Annotated in this window: 19 protein-coding genes and 2 pseudogenes; 10 read left to right on the plus strand and 11 right to left on the minus strand. The window is 30.4% G+C overall.

Annotated elements, in window-relative coordinates:
* Positions 1-750: 750 nt before the first annotated feature.
* Genes ABXG81_RS00855 through panD form a run of 3 tightly spaced genes read right to left on the minus strand, consistent with a single transcriptional unit; the run spans position 751 to position 2,988 of the window.
* A complete protein-coding gene (locus ABXG81_RS00855) occupies positions 751-1,704 on the minus strand; it encodes a bile acid:sodium symporter family protein (protein ID WP_353528896.1) in 954 nt (317 codons plus the stop codon).
* A gap of 1 nt (position 1,705) precedes the next feature.
* Positions 1,706-2,545 (minus strand): pantoate--beta-alanine ligase, encoded by an 840-nt coding sequence (gene panC / locus ABXG81_RS00860; protein WP_353528897.1) that lies wholly within the window; start codon positions 2,543-2,545, stop codon positions 1,706-1,708.
* Positions 2,546-2,604: 59 nt separating this feature from the next.
* Positions 2,605-2,988: an aspartate 1-decarboxylase gene (panD, locus tag ABXG81_RS00865; RefSeq protein WP_117522178.1), complete on the minus strand. Its 384-nt coding sequence runs from the start codon at positions 2,986-2,988 to the stop codon at positions 2,605-2,607.
* 427 nt (positions 2,989-3,415) lie between these two features.
* Here panD and ABXG81_RS00870 point away from each other — a divergent pair, with 427 nt between their 5' ends.
* The gene (locus tag ABXG81_RS00870; protein ID WP_353528898.1) at positions 3,416-3,832 is read left to right on the plus strand and encodes a YjdF family protein; all 417 of its coding nucleotides are present in this window, start codon (positions 3,416-3,418) and stop codon (positions 3,830-3,832) included.
* Positions 3,833-4,358: 526 nt separating this feature from the next.
* Here ABXG81_RS00870 and ABXG81_RS00875 read toward each other — a convergent pair.
* From ABXG81_RS00875 to ABXG81_RS00885, 3 genes are all read right to left on the minus strand, one after another.
* Complete coding sequence (locus ABXG81_RS00875; RefSeq protein ID WP_353528899.1) at positions 4,359-7,028, minus strand: cation-translocating P-type ATPase; 2,670 nt, start codon at positions 7,026-7,028, stop codon at positions 4,359-4,361.
* A 216-nt stretch (positions 7,029-7,244) separates the two neighbouring features.
* Positions 7,245-8,264, minus strand: coding sequence for a M42 family metallopeptidase (locus ABXG81_RS00880; protein ID WP_209814362.1), 1,020 nt, complete (start codon positions 8,262-8,264; stop codon positions 7,245-7,247).
* A 9-nt stretch (positions 8,265-8,273) separates the two neighbouring features.
* A complete protein-coding gene (locus ABXG81_RS00885; protein ID WP_117522174.1) occupies positions 8,274-8,780 on the minus strand; it encodes an LURP-one-related family protein in 507 nt (168 codons plus the stop codon).
* A gap of 77 nt (positions 8,781-8,857) precedes the next feature.
* Here ABXG81_RS00885 and ABXG81_RS00890 point away from each other — a divergent pair, with 77 nt between their 5' ends.
* Positions 8,858-9,313 carry a hypothetical protein gene (locus ABXG81_RS00890; protein WP_316116626.1) on the plus strand — a complete coding sequence of 152 codons (456 nt, stop codon included), beginning with the start codon at positions 8,858-8,860 and terminating at the stop codon, positions 9,311-9,313.
* A 121-nt stretch (positions 9,314-9,434) separates the two neighbouring features.
* Here the strand turns inward: ABXG81_RS00890 and ABXG81_RS00895 are convergent.
* Positions 9,435-9,731: pseudogene (locus tag ABXG81_RS00895) on the minus strand (IS3 family transposase); the annotation flags it as partial.
* 803 nt (positions 9,732-10,534) lie between these two features.
* Between ABXG81_RS00895 and ABXG81_RS00900 the strand changes: the two are divergent.
* The 5 genes from ABXG81_RS00900 (at position 10,535) to ABXG81_RS00920 (ending at position 12,018) form a co-directional block, all read left to right on the plus strand.
* Positions 10,535-11,008, plus strand: a complete 474-nt coding sequence (locus tag ABXG81_RS00900; protein ID WP_353528900.1) for a hypothetical protein — start codon at positions 10,535-10,537, stop codon at positions 11,006-11,008.
* Between the two features lie 11 nt (positions 11,009-11,019).
* Positions 11,020-11,181 carry a hypothetical protein gene (locus ABXG81_RS00905; protein ID WP_353528901.1) on the plus strand — a complete coding sequence of 54 codons (162 nt, stop codon included), beginning with the start codon at positions 11,020-11,022 and terminating at the stop codon, positions 11,179-11,181.
* Positions 11,182-11,184: 3 nt separating this feature from the next.
* Positions 11,185-11,388, plus strand: a complete 204-nt coding sequence (locus tag ABXG81_RS00910) for a hypothetical protein (RefSeq protein ID WP_353528902.1) — start codon at positions 11,185-11,187, stop codon at positions 11,386-11,388.
* A 119-nt stretch (positions 11,389-11,507) separates the two neighbouring features.
* A complete protein-coding gene (locus ABXG81_RS00915; protein ID WP_353528903.1) occupies positions 11,508-11,822 on the plus strand; it encodes a hypothetical protein in 315 nt (104 codons plus the stop codon).
* 40 nt (positions 11,823-11,862) lie between these two features.
* Positions 11,863-12,018: a hypothetical protein gene (locus ABXG81_RS00920; RefSeq protein WP_353528904.1), complete on the plus strand. Its 156-nt coding sequence runs from the start codon at positions 11,863-11,865 to the stop codon at positions 12,016-12,018.
* A gap of 401 nt (positions 12,019-12,419) precedes the next feature.
* On the opposite strand, the pseudogene ABXG81_RS00925 reads toward ABXG81_RS00920, so the two are convergent.
* From ABXG81_RS00925 to ABXG81_RS00940, 4 genes and pseudogenes are all read right to left on the minus strand, one after another.
* Positions 12,420-12,713: pseudogene (locus ABXG81_RS00925) on the minus strand (IS3 family transposase); the annotation flags it as partial.
* A 131-nt stretch (positions 12,714-12,844) separates the two neighbouring features.
* Positions 12,845-13,438 (minus strand): helix-turn-helix domain-containing protein, encoded by a 594-nt coding sequence (locus tag ABXG81_RS00930; RefSeq protein WP_353528905.1) that lies wholly within the window; start codon positions 13,436-13,438, stop codon positions 12,845-12,847.
* A gap of 133 nt (positions 13,439-13,571) precedes the next feature.
* Positions 13,572-14,795, minus strand: a complete 1,224-nt coding sequence (locus ABXG81_RS00935) for an IS110 family transposase (RefSeq protein WP_353528906.1) — start codon at positions 14,793-14,795, stop codon at positions 13,572-13,574.
* A gap of 319 nt (positions 14,796-15,114) precedes the next feature.
* The gene (locus ABXG81_RS00940) at positions 15,115-16,830 is read right to left on the minus strand and encodes a DUF2207 domain-containing protein (RefSeq protein WP_353528907.1); all 1,716 of its coding nucleotides are present in this window, start codon (positions 16,828-16,830) and stop codon (positions 15,115-15,117) included.
* A 304-nt stretch (positions 16,831-17,134) separates the two neighbouring features.
* Here ABXG81_RS00940 and ABXG81_RS00945 point away from each other — a divergent pair, with 304 nt between their 5' ends.
* The 3 genes from ABXG81_RS00945 to ABXG81_RS00955 all read left to right on the plus strand — a co-directional run bounded on the left by ABXG81_RS00945 (position 17,135) and on the right by ABXG81_RS00955 (position 20,125).
* Positions 17,135-18,484 (plus strand): TrkH family potassium uptake protein, encoded by a 1,350-nt coding sequence (locus ABXG81_RS00945; protein WP_353528908.1) that lies wholly within the window; start codon positions 17,135-17,137, stop codon positions 18,482-18,484.
* 8 nt (positions 18,485-18,492) lie between these two features.
* The gene (locus tag ABXG81_RS00950) at positions 18,493-19,146 is read left to right on the plus strand and encodes a TrkA family potassium uptake protein (protein ID WP_209814354.1); all 654 of its coding nucleotides are present in this window, start codon (positions 18,493-18,495) and stop codon (positions 19,144-19,146) included.
* Positions 19,147-19,429: 283 nt separating this feature from the next.
* Complete coding sequence (locus ABXG81_RS00955) at positions 19,430-20,125, plus strand: zinc metallopeptidase (RefSeq protein WP_117522163.1); 696 nt, start codon at positions 19,430-19,432, stop codon at positions 20,123-20,125.
* Positions 20,126-20,303: the final 178 nt, after the last annotated feature.

A 20,303-nucleotide genomic window follows, 5' to 3' on the forward strand; every position in this document is an offset into this window, starting at 1 on the left:
GAGTCCATACTACACACAAAATTGATAAACTGTTAGGATAATATATTAACACATAATTTTTATTATGTAAAGTACTTTTATATTAAAATAGCACCCATAAGAAGTTCTATTAAACATCTAGTTCATAAAAATTGATAGTATCTGTGTAATTCTATAAAAAGAAAAAGGTGAAACCTTAACTAATACAATGTTTTAACGAGCAAACGAAACTAAGAGGAATCGAATGATATAATACACTTTGCAATTGATGGTAAAGTACAAAATTTAATTAACGATTCAGCCATACGAATGATTAAAAACCTACCATCTGATTGAGTTCAAGCTTTATTGATATTAATGAATTGTATGGTAAATATTTTACTAGATATATTTACACAAGATTATGGACTTGACTTCGGGATAAAAGTAATAAATATTCAATATTGTTTAAATATATATGTTTAGTAATGTTAATAATTGGAATAGTAAAAGTTATGACAAGTAATCTTATCATTTAGCATAGCAAAGATAATAATAACTGAGTATTTTACTCTTAAAAGTATAAATAAATATCAACCACATTAATTAAACAATTAAATGAGATGAAGATGATAAAAGAGGCATCTACAAGATAAATAAACAAATCTTATATAAGTAAAGTATATAACAATCTTTAGCTAGTAAGTACGCTATTTAGTTAATAAATATTTAGAGATTATCAAATGAAGATTTGAGTTTATTTTTTGTAGTAGCCTCTATATTTTAATATAATTAAATTGTTGTTATAAGTTTTTTCTTAGGCTTGTTTCTCCTAATAGAAGCAAATATAGACCCCGCTATATTATGCCAAATAGAAAATATAGCTCCTGGTAATGTTGCTAGTGGATTTAGAGTAAAATTTACACTTGCAAGTTGTATGGCAAGCCCACTATTTTGCATGCCTACTTCTATTGCAAGGGCGGTTGCCTTATCATAATCCATTTTGGCTAGTTTTGCTACCAGTAGACCACCTAAAAGACCTAGGGCGTTGTGAATTGCTACTATTACTAATACTATAAGTCCTGATTGAGCAATCTTATCTGCATTTGCTCCTATAATTCCTGATATTATTAGGATTATAGCTAAAGATGAGATAAGAGGAAATACATCTTTTGACTTTGAAACTGATGTAGGATTTATTTTCTTTATTGAAATTCCTAAAAGTACAGGTAGAAGGATTACTTTAACTACTGATTTAAACATAGCAATTATTGAAACATCAACCCATCTTCCAGCTAATAAGTATACCAAGGCAGGTGTTACTATAGGTGCAAGAAGTGTGGAAAGTATAGTCATAGATACTGACATAGATACGTCCCCTCCTGCTATGTGGGTGATGACATTGGAAGCTGTACCGCCAGGGCAAGATCCAACTAGAATTATCCCTAAAGCTATATCCTTATTTACATGAAAAGTTATAGCTAATAACCATGCTAATAAAGGCATTATTGTAAATTGAGTTAAAGATCCTATTAACACTTCTTTGGGATTTTTTATTATTTTTTTAAAATCTCTAGTATCAATACTTGTTCCCATACCAAACATAGCTATGGCCAAAAATATAGTAGTGTATGAGGTCATCCACGAAAAATATTGGGGTAAAAAATAGGCTATTAATGAAAAAACTATTATTATAAGTCCAATATTTTTGCTTATCTTTTGGGATATATTAGCTAGCTTATTCATATTAAACTCTGTAAATAAAGTTATCTATTAGCCTGGTTTTTCCAATAAATACTGCTATAGCAATAAGCCTATCGTCAGCAAAGTCTTTAGAATCTTTCATAGTAGTTAAATCTACTGCACTTATATAATCTATTTTAGCTAGTTTTTCAGATGATATGATTTCTTTCATTTTTTCTAAAACCTCACTAACGCTAGCCCCATTTTTAGCTAATTCTTCTCCTTTAAAGATAGCTTTTGATAGGCAAAGGGCAGCCTTTCTTTCTTTATCTGATAGATAAGTGTTTCTAGAAGATAAAGCCAATCCGTCATCCTCTCTTACTATAGGGCAAGGGATAATCTCTATCGGAATATTTAAATCAAAAACAACCTTTTTGATAATAGCTACTTGTTGGGCATCCTTTTGACCAAAGTAAGCCCTATCGGCTCCAGTGATGTTAAATAACTTAGTGCAAACTGTACAGACGCCTCTAAAGTGACCAGGTCGTTTTGCTCCGCATAAGTTATTGGACATATCTTCTATATCTACAAAAGTTTTTCTATCATGATACATTTCGCTAGCTTCTGGTGCGAAAATAAAATCTACACCTATATTCTCACATAGCTTACTATCAGATTCTAAATCTCTAGGGTAGGTTTTAAGATCTTCCTTTGGACCAAATTGTATAGGGTTTATGAAATCAGATACAACTACAATATCATTTTCTGCACGAGCTTTTCTTATAAGACTAGCGTGTCCCTCATGTAAAAAGCCCATAGTAGGGACAAGTCCTATACTTTTGCCTTCTATTTTATATCCTTTTAAATCTTTCCTTAGTTCATCAATACTTTTAACAATTTTCATAAAAATCTCCTCTAAATATATTAGAGATAGCCTCATACACCACTAAATTTATATTTTACTTAAGATAAAGTTCCATGTTTTTCGTAATTTGATACTTTCTTAATTTTATTTTCATCATCCACAAAGACTACTTTTGGACTATAATTTTCTAATTCTTCCTTATTATAGCTTGCATAAGCCATAATTATTACCTTATCTCCAGGACAGGCGAGTCTTGCAGCAGCACCATTTAGGCAAATTACACCGCTATTTCTTTCGCCAGCTATTGTATAAGTTACAAGCCTTGCTCCACTATCAATATCTACAACTTGTACTTTTTGATATTCTCTTATACCTGATTTTTCAAGTAAATCTTCATCTATAGTGATAGAGCCAACATAATTAAGTTTAGCCTCTGTAACTGTCGCTCTATGTATTTTTCCCTCTAACATTTCAATATTCATAAAATCTCCTTAAAAAAACAAGGCTATTAACAATCTATTTTTTAACGATAAAAAATCAATGGCCTTGTCTAAGTAACTAATTAATATTTTGAGTCTCATTACTTATATAAGCTCATTTTTTAAAATAAAATATAATGGTGTAAAAGAGTATAGTTTTCACTAGAAATACCATCTCCACTGGTATTATAATGTTTTAATAAAAAATTAACAAGGATAATTTATCTTTAATCTAAAAATAATTTATATTAGTTAATTATATATTTAAATATAGTATAGTATTAACTAGTCAAAGATAGAAACGCAATGAATATCAGATGATATTCTAGAACTGGTAGGTAGCCCAGTCGTCTAAATATTATTTATTTAGGTAAGTAACCTTCCCCTCCGGGTTGTCCATTCTTTGAGAAAAATATTAAGGAGGGTATGTATGAATAAAGTATCAATAAAATTAACTGTATACTTTGAGGATCCGTTTTGGGTAGGAGTTTTTGAGAGGGTTGAGGATAACTCTTTATCAGTTTGTAGGGTGGTTTTTGGTTCGGAGCCAACAAATAACGAAGTATATAATTTTATTTTGAAAAATTATAATAAGCTTAGATTTAGTCAAGATATTAATATTAAACTTAAAAAGAAAGCAACTAATCCTAAAAGACTGCAAAGAGAAGTTGGAAAACAAAGCAAACAGGTAGGAGTATCCACAAAATCTCAATTAGCATTGGAAAGGCAAAAAGAAAAATATAAGTTGGAAAAACAAGCTAATAAAAAACAAAAAATGAGATTAGAAAAGGAGAAAAAGTATGAGCTTAAAAAAAGAAAGCGTAAGCAAAAGCACAAGGGAAAATAGGAATTTAACTCAAAGATATGGATTGACCTAGATCTTAAATAAGGATAAGTGTTTATAAGTTTTTTTGTAGATTAGTTATAAATATGAAATTATAATTTTTTTGTTTTCTTACGAATGAGTTGAGTAGTTTATTACTAGACATGGATGATTATAAAAATAAGAATTACAGAAATGAAGAAATATAAATGAAATTAAGAAGAAAATATTGATAAGCATGGCCATAGAACTATGTATATTTTTAACAGTAATTTAGGCATAGGGTATATTTTTGATTTTCAGATTTAGAATATGTGTCAAGTTATAAAAAAAGTTAACTATAGAAGGCGCCTTATACATTCATAAGATCTTTTCTTTAATAATAGTTAGATAACAAGTCATAAGAATATAGTAAATAAGACTGGAGCCACCCAACTCCAGTTTTTTGATCTGTTCTCATAATAAAAATCCCCCTGATTAATTTTCTTTACACTAATCAGGAGGTTTTTATACGTAAAATCTTACATAGTTTACTTAAGTTAATTTTAAACTATTTTCTAATTCTTTTTCTAATCTCGCCTATAAGTAGTGGTAGGAATGATAGTAGTAGTATTATCCACCATTGCCATGATATAAATTCTAGTTCAAAGAGCTTTCTAAGGATTGGAACATACATTACTACTAGTAATAGGGCAAAGGATAATAGATTTGCTTTTACTAGGTTCTTGTTTGAGAACCAACCTAGTTCTTTTAGAGTATATTTTTCACTTCTTACTGAGAATGCTCTTAGAAGTTCACTTGTTATAAGTGTTGCAAATACCATTGTATGTGCACCTTCTATGTTGTTAGGGAAGATGTATTTTAGTCCTATGACATAGGCGAGTAGCACTGATATTGTTATAGCTATGGATTGGAAGATGATTCCTTTTCCTGTTTCACCTGATGTAATTGCAGCATCTGGATCACGAGGTTTACGTTCCATTATATCTGCTTCCGCTGGTTCAACTCCTAGTGCTAAGGCTGGAAAAGCATCTGTTACTAGGTTTAGCCAAAGTAGTTGAATAGGTGTAAGTGGACTTGGTAAGCCAAATAGTATTGATAAAAATACTATAGCCACTTCTGCAATATTACATGAAAGTAGGAAAGATACAAACTTTTTGATATTTGAGAAAATTACTCTACCTTCTTCTACTGCATTTACTATTGTAGCAAAGTTATCATCTACTAGGATCATATCAGCAGTATCTTTGGCAACGTCGGTTCCTGTGATACCCATTGATATACCTATATCAGCGTTTTTGATTGCTGGAGCATCATTTACTCCATCTCCTGTCATGGCTACTACTTCACCATTTGCTTGTAGGGCATTTACTAATTGCACCTTATTTTGTGGAGATACTCTGGCAAAGATTCTCTTAGTCTTTACTATTTCTCTGATTTCTTCTTCTGACTTATTATTTAGGTCGCTTCCTTGCATGGCTTGATCTTCACATTCTGCTATACCAAGTTCTTTTGCAATAGCAAGGGCTGTTTCAAAATAGTCACCTGTTATCATAAATACATCTATACCTGAGTTGTGACACTCTTCAACAGCTGCTTTGGCTTCTGGTCTTGGTGGGTCAATCATACCTGTAAGGCCCACAAATACCATTTCACGTTCTATATTTTCTGTTGAAAGCTCTTCATTTTCAAGACTTTCATATGGTTTAAAGGCATATGCCATAACACGAAGAGCTTGTTTAGCAAGTTTTGTATTTTCTTTTAGAACTTTTTCTTTTAAGTCATCTGTGAAATCTTCTAACTTACCATCTATCATAATTTTTGATGAGTTATTAATCATAACATCTGGTGCACCCTTTGTCATTGCATAATAAATTTTATCAATATTATGGAAAGTTGTCATCATCTTTCTATCTGAATCGAATGGGATTTCATCTATTCTTGGATGAGCCTCATTTAAGTCTTCTTGAACAATATCCCATTTTTCAGATAGAGTAAGCATTGCAGCTTCTGTAGGATCACCTGTAATTTCGTAGGATCCATTTTTTTCAATCAAGTTTGCATCGTTACTTAATGATGCAATTGTCATGATTAGCTTAATTTGACTATCATCATCTATTACATCGCCTTTGTGTGAGATATCACCTTTTGGAGTGTATCCACTTCCTTCAACATCATATTCTTTAAAGTCTGTGTAAACTTTTGTTATAGTCATTTCATTTTGTGTAAGAGTTCCTGTCTTATCTGAACAAATTGCTGTAGTTGAACCTAGGGTTTCTACTGAAACTAAGTTTTTAACTATTGCTTTTCTATCAACCATTCTATTCATACCTATAGATAATACTATAGTTACAACAGCTGTAAGTCCTTCAGGTATTGCTGCTACTGCAAGAGATACTGCAACCATAAAGTTATCTAATATACTCATTGATGTTCTAAAGTAGCCTACAACAAATACTAATGCACATATGATAACTACTAAAATAGCAAGCTTTTTAGATAGGTCTTTAAGTTGCCTTTGTAGTGGGGTTTGCTTATCTTCTACGGTATCAAGACTTGTTGCTATTCTACCGATTTCTGTATTATGACCTGTTGAAGTTATAAGACCTTCACCGTGTCCATAGGTTACAATTGAAGATGAATAGGCAAAGTTCTTACGATCTCCTATACCTACTTCTTTGTCATAAAGCTCTTCAGCATCTTTTTCTACTGATACGGATTCACCTGTTAAAGATGATTCATCAATTTGTAGGTTGCGTGAGTCTAGAAGCCTAATATCAGCTGGTATAATATCTCCTGTTTCAAGAACAACTATATCTCCTGGTACTAGATCTTCTGCTTTAACCTTTCCACGCTTGCCATCTCTAATAACTGTAGCCTCTGGAGAGCTCATTTTTTGTAGTGCTGCTACAGAATCTTCGGCTTGACCTTCTTGGTAGATACTCATAATAGCATTGATAACTACAATTGCAATTATTATAATAGCTTCTATTTTATCTCCAGTAAACATGGATACTATTGATGCTAATATAAGTAAGATTACCATTGGATCAAGGATTTGCTCTAGAATTTTTTTGCCCAGAGATTTCTTATTGGATGATTCTATTTTATTAGGTCCGTATTTTTCCAAACGGCTACTTGCTTCATTAGAGCTTAGACCCTTTTTAGGATCAGATCCAATTTTTTCTAATATTTCTTTTTTAGAACCTTGGTAGTCCATAATTCCTCCTATAAATGTTTTTGCAAAAATGGTAATAAAAAAGACTTTTGACGAGTACCGCCAAAAGTCTTGCCACCTTGTGAGGGTTTATTTAACCGGAATATAAATTCGTTCTGACGATTAAATAATTGGGCTACTCCCTTTCTGCTACTTTAATTATAACCAAAATATTAAAAATTACAACAATTTTATTTAAAAGTTATTAATAATGGGATTTTATTTTTGAATATAAGCTTTTAGTAAATCATAAAGGCCATTAAGTCCATTTACATGAGTTCTTTCATAGCCATGACTTGCTGCCACTCCTGCGCCTATTAGGGCATGACGAAAGTCATTTGCACTTACAACTGCTGCTGAGGCATCTGATCCATAGAATGGATAGATGTCTATAGCGTAATCTATATTTTCAGTTTTAGCAATTTCGATTAAATCATTAGTCAGATCAAAGTTGTATGGACCTGACGAATCTTTTGCACATATTGAAACTTTGGTTTCATCTGTCTTAAGGTCATCATAAACTACACCCATATCTACAGCTACCATATCAGTTATTCCTTTTGGATGACCGCTGGCTGCACCATGTCCTACTTCTTCATAAACTGTAAAAGTCATATAGAGTGGACGATTGATTTTTATATTATTTTCTTTTATATCTTTGGCAATAGCCATAAGAAGTCCAGCACTTGCCTTATCATCTAGATGACGAGATTTCACAAATCCATTGTCCACTCTAAATCTAGGATCAAGAGCTATAAAATCTCCTGCAGATATGCCAAGTTTTTCGGTTTCTTCGAAAGAATTAGTGATTTCGTCTATTACTACTTCCATATTAATATCATCTCGGGTAATTTCTTTTGGATCGCTTGAACCATGGACTGCTGGATTATTTATTCTCAATACTCCAGTAAATTCTTTGCCTTCGCGAGTTATGATTGTAACATTTTCTTGTTCTGCATAAGAAAGAGGAAATCCACCAAGTGTTGTAACACGAACTCTACCATTTGATTTTATAGATCTAACCATAAGACCTAGGGTATCAATATGAGCTGATAAGAGCAATCCATTACTATTGCCTTCATTTATAGGTACAACTACATTTCCTTTATGAGTTTGGTAAGGTTCGTATCCCATTTTGGTAAACTCGTCTATTAGGTATTTTTCGGCTCTTTTTGTATATCCAGTTGGGGAAGGAGTATTACAAAGTTTTTCTATATAATTTAATATTTGTTGTGTCATTTTCTCTCCTTAGCCGTTAGATGCTGATGAATTGGCGCGTTCTCTATCTATCATATTATTTAGACAGATTACTAAGGCTATAAGTTCCTCCGTATAATTTTCATCAAAAATTGCTAGTTCGTAAGTATCTGTTAGAGTAAAAATCTTCCTGTTTACTGTTCCTATATTTTTATCAGAGCTATTTTTAATATCAAAGTCATAGTGGAATATATCGCCTTTTAGCTCTAAAGTTTCATTATCCATGTAAACATGAACTTTGTGTCTAAAAAACTCGAATTTTTGTTGAATAACCATTTGGGATCCATCAGCAAAGTCTATAGTGTACTTTGGGAAAAAAGCTATAAGCTCTCTTGATATATTTATTATTTTTTTTCCATTAGGATCACTTACACTTGACTTATAACCTATAAATGTAAAATCCTGATCTAGGTAGTAAGCTTCTCTCCCATCTTCATCCAAAATTGGATAATGATCTGTAATCTTGAAAAATTTTTCTTTAAAATATAATTTTTTCATAGTCTATCCTTTATTTACTTTAAGCTTTCTTCTATTATATAATACTTGTATAAATTAACAAATGAATGGGGGATTTTATGGTTTATTTAATTACTGTTATTTTTCTAATTCTTGCTGGGATTATTTTTTATAAAGGCAAGGACATTGTTATTAGACCTGCTATTAATAAGATGGATACTTTATCTCTCTTATTTGTGTGGCTTATTTTTATAGTTTTTGGATACTTTATAAAATTTAAGATTAGCGAAACTTTTGTTATGTGTGTAGTTATATCAATATATGTTATTGCAGCTAGATTTAATAGGGGATTTTTACATGATGGCTTTATTTTTCAAGGAAATGTATCCTTTATCAATCAAAAACATGAATTTTCTGATCTGAAACAAGTAAATTTTATAACTGAGGATAAGCAAGCGATATTTACTTTGGTCATCAACTCAAATTCTATTGATACTTGGCGTTTTCCTATCGAAAAAAAGGATGAAATCCTTAAAATTTTTAAGGATAATAAGGTGCAAGTTATTTATAAATAGATAAAAGTCTAAGAGCGTTTTTTAAGGTGCCCCCATAAAGTTGGATCTAGTATCAGAATTAGCTTAAAAGCTTACTCTGGTATTTCTTTGTTTCATTCCTACCCCTAGGGGTAGGAAATTTTTATGCTGCATTCTTCTTTCTATATTCTACTGGTGATAAATATCCTAGTTTTTCTTTTATTCTTTCTTCGTTATAATATTTTATGAAGTCTTCAATTGTTTTCTTTAAGTGCTCGTACGAATAGAATTTATTTCCGTAATATATTTCTTGTTTTAATATTCCAAAGAAATTTTCCATTGGCGAGCTATCCAAACAATTTCCTTTTCTTGACATAGATTGACCGATACCATTAGACTCTAGTTTTGATGTATATTGCTTTACCTGATATGCCCAGCCTTGATCTGAGTAAAATATCCTTTCTTCTTTTGCTTTGTTAGTTATTTCTTCATCTTCATTTGGCATATTTAAACGTTTTTGCCAATACATATATGTTGATCTTGGTAGATTAAAGTATATTAACAAGTCTTTCAATTTGTATTTGTTTCTTAAGACCCTGATTGTTTCAGCAATTGTATTATTTCTGCATCTGTCATTTGAGACAATTCTATCTTTTTTATTGCATCATTTTCTAGTTAAAGCCAGTAGTTTTTTTCTTCTAATTTATTTATTGTTCTAGTTCATATATTTTTAACCTAGATATTATGAATGATAATAAACGTTGATGATGTGATATAGAAATAGGTGATATTTATGATTCGGTATAAATATATAATAATTTTAATTATTGGATTTCTGTTAATCTTATTGTTTAAAATATAAATTACAAAATTGCTTTTAAATTAAACGAAGATTTATCAACATTACAAAAGTGATACTAATAACGCTCAATCAGTGAAGCAGAAAGTTTCTGTCTTAGGATATAAGGACAAAAGAAGTCTTATGCTGAAAAAGAAATAAGAGATTAGGCAATAAGTTAAATAAAAAAGGGAAGAAGAATTTATATATAAATGCTACCAATAGGATTATGTCTGAATTCATAAGTTAGTAATAATAAATAAATCAAAATAAAGTTTGGATTCGGATGTTTTAATATAGAGTTACATATTATGTAAGAAGGGAGTGTGATGATATGAAGAACTTGAATCCACAAGGGTACAAAAATGGAGATAAATATAACATAAAATAGTAAAAGTTAAAATGAATTATTCAAGGAGAAAAACATGAAAATATTTAATAGAATTATTGCTATGATTTTAGTCTTTGCAAGTATTTGTACTGTAATACCAACAAGTGTATATGCTAAGACTGTAGATAAAAATACCAAAGGACATATTGAAATTAAAGTTGATGAAAATGGAAACCCTACAGAAGAAACAATTAATGAAATTTCGGAGTCATTAGAATTTATAGTTGAGGAAGCGTTAATCTTGGACTCCGATGGTGGCATAATTGGTGTTGATGCTAATAAACTGATTAAAAGATTTGGACATTCACCGAATTTAGACAAGTTAGCTGAAATAACCAATAAAGAAATTGATAAAAATGGTAAAGTAATGCCATATAATGCATTTACAGATTGTATGATAGAAGCAATAAAGGATTACTTTGGAGTTGGTTTAGTAGGTATATTGACTTCTGGAACAGTGTGTAAGTTGATTACAGAAAAAGCTTGGAAAGAAGTAGTTAAATTATAGCTAAGAGTATAGTGAAAACCAGAGGTAAATATATTGGAGTAACAAGTATTGTAGCAACTTTAATATACTATGAAGGCAAGTGTGCATATAAATCTTATGCATATGTAGATTTAGATAATGGATATTTTATGAATAGAAAAGATGGGACTAATCTAATTTGCATGAAGGGATAGAACATGAATAAAAAGAAATTATTATATATAGAAGTTTTATTTCCTTTGATTTGGATAATATCATATGTACTTTGGAAAATATTGATTAGAAAAATGTTTATAGTAGATGCATTAAAAGATGGAGCCGCTGTCATGGCAATTATGTATTTAATATTAAATTTGCTTCTGTATACAAACTATGAAAAAATTTTTTTAAATGATAAATAAATCCCAGACCAAGTATATAATTAAAAAATAATCGATGAGTTAAATCGATAGAGTCCTGTTAAAATTAATATAATGTAGAAATCAAATTATAAAACTAAGAACTTATATTAGGAGGATATATGAAAAATTCTAAATTAAACAAAAAACTATTTGCGATAACTATGGCGATTCTAATCTTTTCTCAAACTACTGTACCAGTTTTTGCTTCTAGCTACAATAAGTATAAATCTTCAAACGATGAAGTCAAATATGAGAGTTTGTTAGCTAATAATTTACCTGATTATAAGAAGTCAGAGCTACTTGAATTGAAAAATGAACTTGATTTAAATTATGAAGAGATTAATTTTCTTGAAGAACAATATTTAATAAATCATAGTGGAACAGAGCTAAGATGGAAAGTATCAGCAGTAAAAAAAAGTCATCAAAGTAGCTAAACCAATTTTAAAGAAAGCAGCGAAGAAATTCGGGGTAAAAATGGGTGAAAAAGGAATAGCTGATTTAACAGACTATTTATTTGAGTGGGAAGATGATCTTCAAAATGGTATAGAAAACTTCTTAATAAATAAATGGGGATGGAATAAAACAGCAGCTCATTGGACAGCAAAAACAATAATGTTTGTTGCATTTTAAGTGAGGTAGTAAATATGATAAAAAAAATCTTGTTTTGGATTTATTTGGTTTTCTCAGTATTAATTTTAATTATATCATTTATTAAAAGGATACTGGAGATAGACCTTTTAGCTGAGAATCATATATTAAATAAACTATTAGTATTTTTATCAAATTTAAGTATTACAATGAAACTTGTAATTGTAGTAGTTTGGGTAGTGGTCACCATTTATTTATACAAAAATTATGCGGCTTATATTGATAAAAAGTAATTGGTAAGGCTAATTTGACAATTTAAATATAAAAAAAGAACGATTAGAAATATAAGGTGCCCCATAAAGTTTGACCTAATATCAGAATTAGCTTAAAAGCTTACTCTGGTATTTCTTTGTTTCATTCCTACCCCTAGGGGTAGGAAATTTTTATGCTGCATTCTTCTTTCTATATTCTACTGGTGATAAATATCCTAGTTTTTCTTTTATTCTTTCTTCGTTATAATATTTTATGAAGTCTTCAATTGTTTTCTTTAAGTGCTCGTACGAATAGAATTTATTTCCGTAATATATTTCTTGTTTTAATATTCCAAAGAAATTTTCCATTGGCAAGTTATCCAAACAATTTCCTTTTCTTGACATAGATTGACTGATACCATTAGACTCTAGTTTTGATGTATATTGCTTTACCTGATATGCCCAGCCTTGATCTGAGTAAAATATCCTTTCTTCTTTTGCTTTGTTAGTTATTTCTTCATCTTTATTTGGCATATTTAAACGTTTTTGCCAATACATATATGTTGATTTTGGTAGATTAAAGTATATTAACAAGTCTTTCAATTTGTATTTGTTTCTTAAGACCCTGATTGTTTCAGCAATTGTCTTATTTCTGCATCTGTCATCTGAGATAATTCTATCTTTTTTTTTATTGCATCATTTTCTAGTTGAAGCCAATAGTTGTTTTCTTCTAACTTCTTTATTTTTTCTTTTAGTTGTGCTTCATTTAATGAATTATCTTCTTCAGTGGTTAATTGTGCTGATAATTCTATATTTATATCTTTTGATTTATCTGGTATTTTTGCCATTTTTGAAGGTCTTCCTCTCTTCTTAGGTTTAAGTCCTTCAATTCCTTTTTTTCTATATTCATTGACCCATTGAGTGATTATCGATGGATTATTGATTTTAAGATTGTTTGCTAGGCTTTGATAGGACATTTCTCCTGTTAAGTACAAGTTTACTACATTTAGTTTAAATTCTAAAGAGTAATTATTATTTCTTCTTGATACTTTTAGCCCATCATAGCCTTGGGTCTTGTATGCACTGACCCACGTTTGAATAGCACGCTTATTAGGTATATTATATTTTTTTGCTAATTCTCTGTATCCTATTTTCCCTTCAAGATATTCTTTTACTAGTTTCATCTTAAATTCTGTGCTGTATTTTGCCATTAAAACCTGCTAACAAAAGTCAAGGAGAAAAGCAAATTAATTTTACTTTTCTACTTGTTATTTTGAGTTTAAATTTGACCATACCAAATAAGCCGGCTATTGTCGGCCTGTTTTAATTATTGTATTCTTAATTCTATGCTGCTTTTAATACCTTCTTTTCTTGTTTTGATGCCATAACTTTTGCATAGTATATTCTTAAGAATTTATTTAATCCTGCAAATTTACAAATCTTCTTAGCCTTTCCATCTTTTTCTTTTTTTATCATATACAGATATATATCGTTTTCAGTATCTTTTGCGCTCATCATGCATTTCATAGCTTGATAACCTACTTTTCTTAGTATTGCATTGCCTCTTTTTGTTATTTTTCTCTGATCGGCTTTAAAATTCCCTGACTCATATGGTGGTGAATCTATTCCTACAAATGATATTAAACTTTTTTTGTTTTTAAATTTTGATAAGTCTCCAAATTCCGCTGTAATTTGCACTGCTAATTTATCTGATATTCCTGAGAATTTCTTTGCTTCTTGATATTCTTCTAAGGGCTCGGCAATTTCCATCATTTGTGATAAAATAGTGTGTAAAATTTGATTTATATGTTTTATCAATTCTATTCCTTCTTGTATGCTAGTCTTTATATATGAGCTATTAGAAGGTTGAGTTGAGATACTTTCCTCTGCGAGCTTGTATATGGATTTAGCTTTATCTGCATTAGGATGGTATCTCTTTTCTTTTGCCCAGTTTTTAAAATCTTCTATGAATTTTTCTTCTGGTTTTTCTAATACTAAATTTTTATGCCACCATATTTCTAAGAAATCCAATAGTTTATCTTTTGAAAAGTCTCCTGAAGCATGTGGAATTAATTTTTTTATTCCTGGAAATGTTTGGCTTATTGTTTGGTCTATGAAGTTCATTTGATTGATTCTTAGGTCCATATAGTGCTGATAGGATCTGTTTAATTTTTTTAGGACTCTGAAATTTTCTGAATCCACTTTATATTCTTGTAATTCCTTCCAGTACATTAAGCCATATTCTGCTATTTGTATGGCATCTATATTATCATTTTTTGCTTTTCTAAAGTTAAGTACTCGACAAAACTGTTTCATTTTCAAAGGGTTTACTACACTTACAAAGTATCCTTTATCTTTTAATTCATAGAGGATTGGAAGATGGTATTTCCCTGTTGCTTCCATGACTATTTTGACTTCTTCATTTAATGAATTTAGTTTTTTAAAAAATTCTTCTACTTTCGTTTTGTTAAGATGAACATCAAAAGGCTTCCGAACGATTTTGCTACCTTGTTCTAATGCACAGGCTGTAAACTTTTCTTTTGCTATGTCTATCCCTATAGATATCATATTATGACCTTCTTTCCTTTAATTTATAGTTCCTACCTGCACCATTACACTCATTTTAGCTCGTGACACGGACGTTTTGCCCAACCTGCTTAACCGAATTTGAATAATGAAGAGGTAGTTGACAGTTTTTATGACGGATATTTTAACCCTAAAACTGACTCGTCATACTACTTCTTAATTATACAAAAATAGTGCAAGATAGAAATAATTTCTTTCTTACACTATTTATGGTACTAAAAACTGACCTCCTTAAGTTAGTTTTTTGGTCTAACTTTTGGGGTCAGTTCATTTTTTGCTATTAGACTTTTTATTTTATTTTTTAACGGCCGCCACCTCCGCCACCGCCAAATCCTCCGGCTCCTCCGCCAAAGGATGCTGATCCACCAGCTCCTGCAAAGGATGAGCTTTCTCCACCTGTGCTTGTAGCGTGAGAGTAGTTACTTATGTGGTGGATCATATGGTAGTTATAAAACCCGTAATATGCATAATCTGGATTTACATTTACAAATCTATCGTAGGCATCTTCGCTGATACCAAATAGAGCAGCAAATATCATATATTTATCCAAAATGCTTATATCTTCAATTTTTTTTGTATCTATATTTTCATAGTCTTCTAGGTAATTTTTGAATCCTACAAAATTTTTGTATAAATCCATACCTTCTTCTGTAAGATGGAGTTCTTCTTTTGTTTTGCCTCTTGCTTTTGCCTTGGTTACTTTTTCTACATATCCTTTTGATATTAATGTATCTAAACTAGATTTGTCTATTCTTTGGGAGAGATTTTCTAAGGATTTATGGTTTTTCTTCATATATTTTTTTAATGATGATTCTGTGATTTTCCCACTATCTTTTTCATATGCTGCGCCTATGAGATATCCAAATAAATCTTCTTCTATTTGTCCCATATTTTCTAGTTTGTGATTGATTTCTATTTGATCTAAGGATTTTTTAAAAGGCCCGTGGTCTTTTTTATCTTCTATAAAGCTAATTGCTCCTTCATTTATCCATTTTAAGAAAAATGCATTGATAAGATTATCAAAATTTGTTTTATTTGGGTAGGCATTCTTTGCAATTAAATATAAATCTTCTAAATTTCCCTCATAAGGTATTTGATCAAAATTATAATGTTTTATATTTTTTATGTCTGGTATTTCTTTTATGTTGGCAAATTTATAGGTATTTGCCTCATCCACAGCTTTTTTTATACCAAATGCTCCAAGACCTATACCAAATAGAGTAACAATGGCTACTAAAAAAGCAGGAAAATCCGAATCGTCATCTGTAAGCTGGGCTGTACCTTCGGTGTCTTCAAAGTTAGCACCCTCAAAGGCCACATCTTTGTAGTCATCAAAAATTTTATTTTCTCTGTAGCTGGTATTGAAAGTTCCTTTTGGGAATTTGAGTAGTATTCTTCCTTTGCTAATGTCTCCAGTTGTTTTTGCAACAATGGTTCCATTTTTGTTATTAATATCTCCCTCATATCCAAAAGCCCACATCTTTGTATTTTCATTTATAGGATTGTAGGAATTTATTTTTATAGTAAAATTATTTGGTTTTGGATCTAGACGTGCTCCTACAAATTCGAAAAACAGCATATCGCTATCATTTAGACCAATTATTATTGGATTAATTTTATATTTTAGTTCATAGGTGTTATTTTCATTTCGTTTAGATATGCCCCAGCAAAGCTCTACTTCATTATCGTTATCGTCTATGCGACCATATTTGTAAGCTTTTCGCTCAAAACTTTCATCTATATTCCAAGGATCTTTTGGGCTAAAATTCTTACCGTCCATGGATACGGAAAAATCTTCAATTTTAATTCCTTTTAGATTTTCAATATTTTTATATCTTTCACTAAAATCATTATCTCTTTCATCAATTTGCCACTCTTCATTTACTTTTCCTATACCATTTTTATCAACATCAACATCTATATTGATATGATCAAAGTTTTCAGCAAAGACCGTTTGTGGTATAAAAACTAAAAAACTTAAAAATAATAAGTTTACAGCTTTTTTTAACTTTTTCATTTCATCTCCTTTCAATGTATGATTATTTTAATTTTATAAGTATTATACCCGTAAAAAATTATAAAATAGATTGATGTATCTTTGTTGACATTATAAATAATCGGTTGTAAAATTGCATTAGATTAATGGCGGTTGCAAAACTATGAATAATTATCGTCCCATCATTAGAAAGTTCTCTTGGGAAAGTTTTTACATGACCTGTTGGCCCGTGTAGGCAAAATTTTCGTAGAGGTTCTTCTAATTATTTTGGGACGATTTATTCATTCTGCGACATCCCATTTGGGTCTTTAAGGAAGGTTTATTTATGCAAAGTAAATTTTTGAATAGAAAAATTCAAAATTCTACAGAAAATCCAGCTTTTGTTTTGGCTATTGGATTTCTGATTTTAATTACAATAGGCGGGTTGATTTTAAGTACATCATTTGTTACTCAAAGTGGTAATAGAACTGGAATTATTGATTCTTTTTTCGTAGCAGCTAGTGCATCTTGTGTAACAGGACTTAGCCCTGTCAATACGGCCGAACACTGGAATTTCATGGGGCAATTAGTTATTATTTTATTAATCCAAATCGGTGGTTTAGGGATAATGACTGTTGCCTCTTTAATACCTCTGCTTTTAGGAAAAAAGATAGGAATAAAGTCTAGGATTATTTTAAAGGAGCAGCTAAATGTAGAAAATACAGAGGGAATGATTAAGCTATTTAGGTATGTTCTAGTATTCACTTTAGCAGTAGAAAGCATTGGAGCGGTTTTGCTTTCATTTAGGTTTATACCAAGCTATGGCATGAAGACAGGTATATGGTATTCTATATTTCACTCTATATCAGCATTTTGTAATGCCGGATTTGATACTTTGGGGGATTCTCTTTATCCGTTAAGAAGTGATTATCTAGTAAACATTACAATTATGGCTTTAATTGTAATAGGTGGTCTTGGATTTATGGTAACTAGTGAACTTTATTATAAGAGAAGCTTAAAAAATTTATCTACACACACCAAACTAGTACTAATGACAACTATATTTTTAATAGTTATTGGTGCCTTAGGTTTTTTTATAATTGAATCTGGAGATGGTGGAGTTTTACAAAAAGAGAGTTTAGGAGCAGGTATATTAGAATCATTTTTACAATCTGTATCAGCAAGAACAGCTGGATTTTACTCAGTAGAGCTGGGAAAAATTAAAGAATCTACCGCTTTGGTGCTTATAATACTTATGTTTATAGGTGGTTCACCAGGATCTACAGCTGGAGGAGTTAAGACAACAACATTTGCAGTATTATTATTGGCTACAGTATCGGTTATAAAAAATGAAAAAGAACCTGTAATTTTTAAAAGAAGAATTAGTGATCAAAATATCAAGAAAGCTTTATCTATAGTATTTATATCGATGTTTATAGTTTTGATCGTAAGCTTTTTTATATCTCTGATAGATGGATTCAGTTTTATAGATATTTTATATGAAACAGTTTCTGCTTTGGCAACAGTAGGTGCTACTAGAGGAATAACTCCAGAGCTTTCTAAGATTGCTAAAATTTTAATAGGCTTTTGCATGTACCTAGGTAGGGTTGGTCCAATGACTATGGCTTTTGCCTTTGGTTTAAAAACAGATGAAAAATTAATTAGATATCCAGAAAGTTTTATAAGTATAGGTTAGGAGATATTATGCAAAAAAATATAATTGTTTTAGGAATAGGTAGATTTGGTCAAGCTCTTTCTACAAAATTATTTGAAAAAGGGATGTATGTAACAGCGGTTGATAAAGATATAAATAAGGTAGAAAAAATAGCCAACAATGTTTCGAGTGCTGTACAAGCGGATATAGCAGAAGATGTAGCTATGAAATCTTTAGGGATAAATAATTATGATGTTGCAATAATAGCAACTGGCACGGATTTGGAATCTTCTATAGAAGCAACTCTAATTTGTAAAGATGAAGGCATTCCAGAAGTTATAGCAAAAGCTACAAGCCAATCTCATGCAAGGATATTAAAGAAGATCGGGGCAGATTATATTATATATCCAGAGTTAGATACAGCTGAAAGACTAGCTAGGTCCTTATCAGGAACTAATTTAATAGAAAATATTCAATTTTCTAATGATTATTCATTAATAGAGATTGTAGCTAAAAAAGAGTGGGTAGGCAACACAGTAGGAGATTTAGATTTTAGAAATAAATACAAAATGAACATGGTTGGTATTATGAGAGATGAAGAAATGATTATGGATATAAACCATGATACTAGAATAAATGAGAGTGATGTATTAATCTTGATAGGATCAAATGAAAACGCTAATCTAATCGAAAGAAAAATATGAGTTAAAGATTTAACTTATAAATAGTAGGAAATTATAGCGTATAGAAAATAATCAAATAAATTTAAGAAAATGTTTGCAATAATTTTTTTCTATGCTATAATATAAGTAGCTATTAAATAGCTAGGTTTTTCATTATTAATTCCTTATAGTTTTCCCTTTTGAAAACTAGGACTAACTTATTCTTTTCTAAAAGAAACAGGGCCTTTGGAGCCCTTTTTCTATGTTTATTTTTATTAGTATCTATATTTAGGGTATAATTCATAAAAAAGATTGGGAGGTTTTTATGCCTTATTATTATGGATTTGATAGAACTTACGTTCTTGTACTTATTGGATTTATCATAACGATGATTGCGCAGGCTAATGTTCAAAAAGCCTTTGCAAAATATAGTAAAATTGATACACAAAAACATATAACAGGAAAACAAACGGCAGATTATATTATAGATACTCATGGATATAATGATATAAAGATAAAACAGATTTCAAAAGCTATGGGAGATTATTTTAATCCGGCTACTAAAGAAGTTGCTCTTTCACCAGAATCTATAAAAGATACTTCTATAGCTTCTGTAGCTGTAGCGGCCCATGAGTTGGGTCATGTTATTCAATACAAAGAAGGATATGTACCATTACAAGTTAAATCTTGGCTTGTTCCAGCTGTGAACTTTGGATCTAAATTGAGTTTTCCAGTTATAATTGCTGGTATGTTTCTTTCTAGCCAAAATCTTTTAGATATAGGATTAATTTTATTTGCTATAACATTATTATTTCAAATAGTGACTCTTCCAGTAGAATTTAATGCATCTAGACGTGCCCTAAATGTTCTCGAAGAATCTGGTATGCTTGTAGGTGAGGAAAATAAGTATGCAGCAAATATGTTAAAAGCTGCAGCTTACACATATGTAGCAGCAACACTTACGACAGCTTTACAATTTTTAAGACTTTTCTTACTATTTGGCAATAGAAATAGAGACTAAAAGTTAATACAATTTATAAAACCATAAGAATGGATAGAAACATTTTTATGGTTTTTTATTTAGGGCTTATAGTTTTATAACTTATGTATTATAATAGAAGTTAGAGTATTATTTTTACATTGTTCTTATCTAAATTTTATATTGGAATGATACATTTATTAAAAATTATCTGAGGAAT

The sequence above is a fragment of the Anaerococcus nagyae genome (assembly GCF_040364225.1).
GTDB classification, from domain to species: domain Bacteria; phylum Bacillota; class Clostridia; order Tissierellales; family Peptoniphilaceae; genus Anaerococcus; species Anaerococcus nagyae.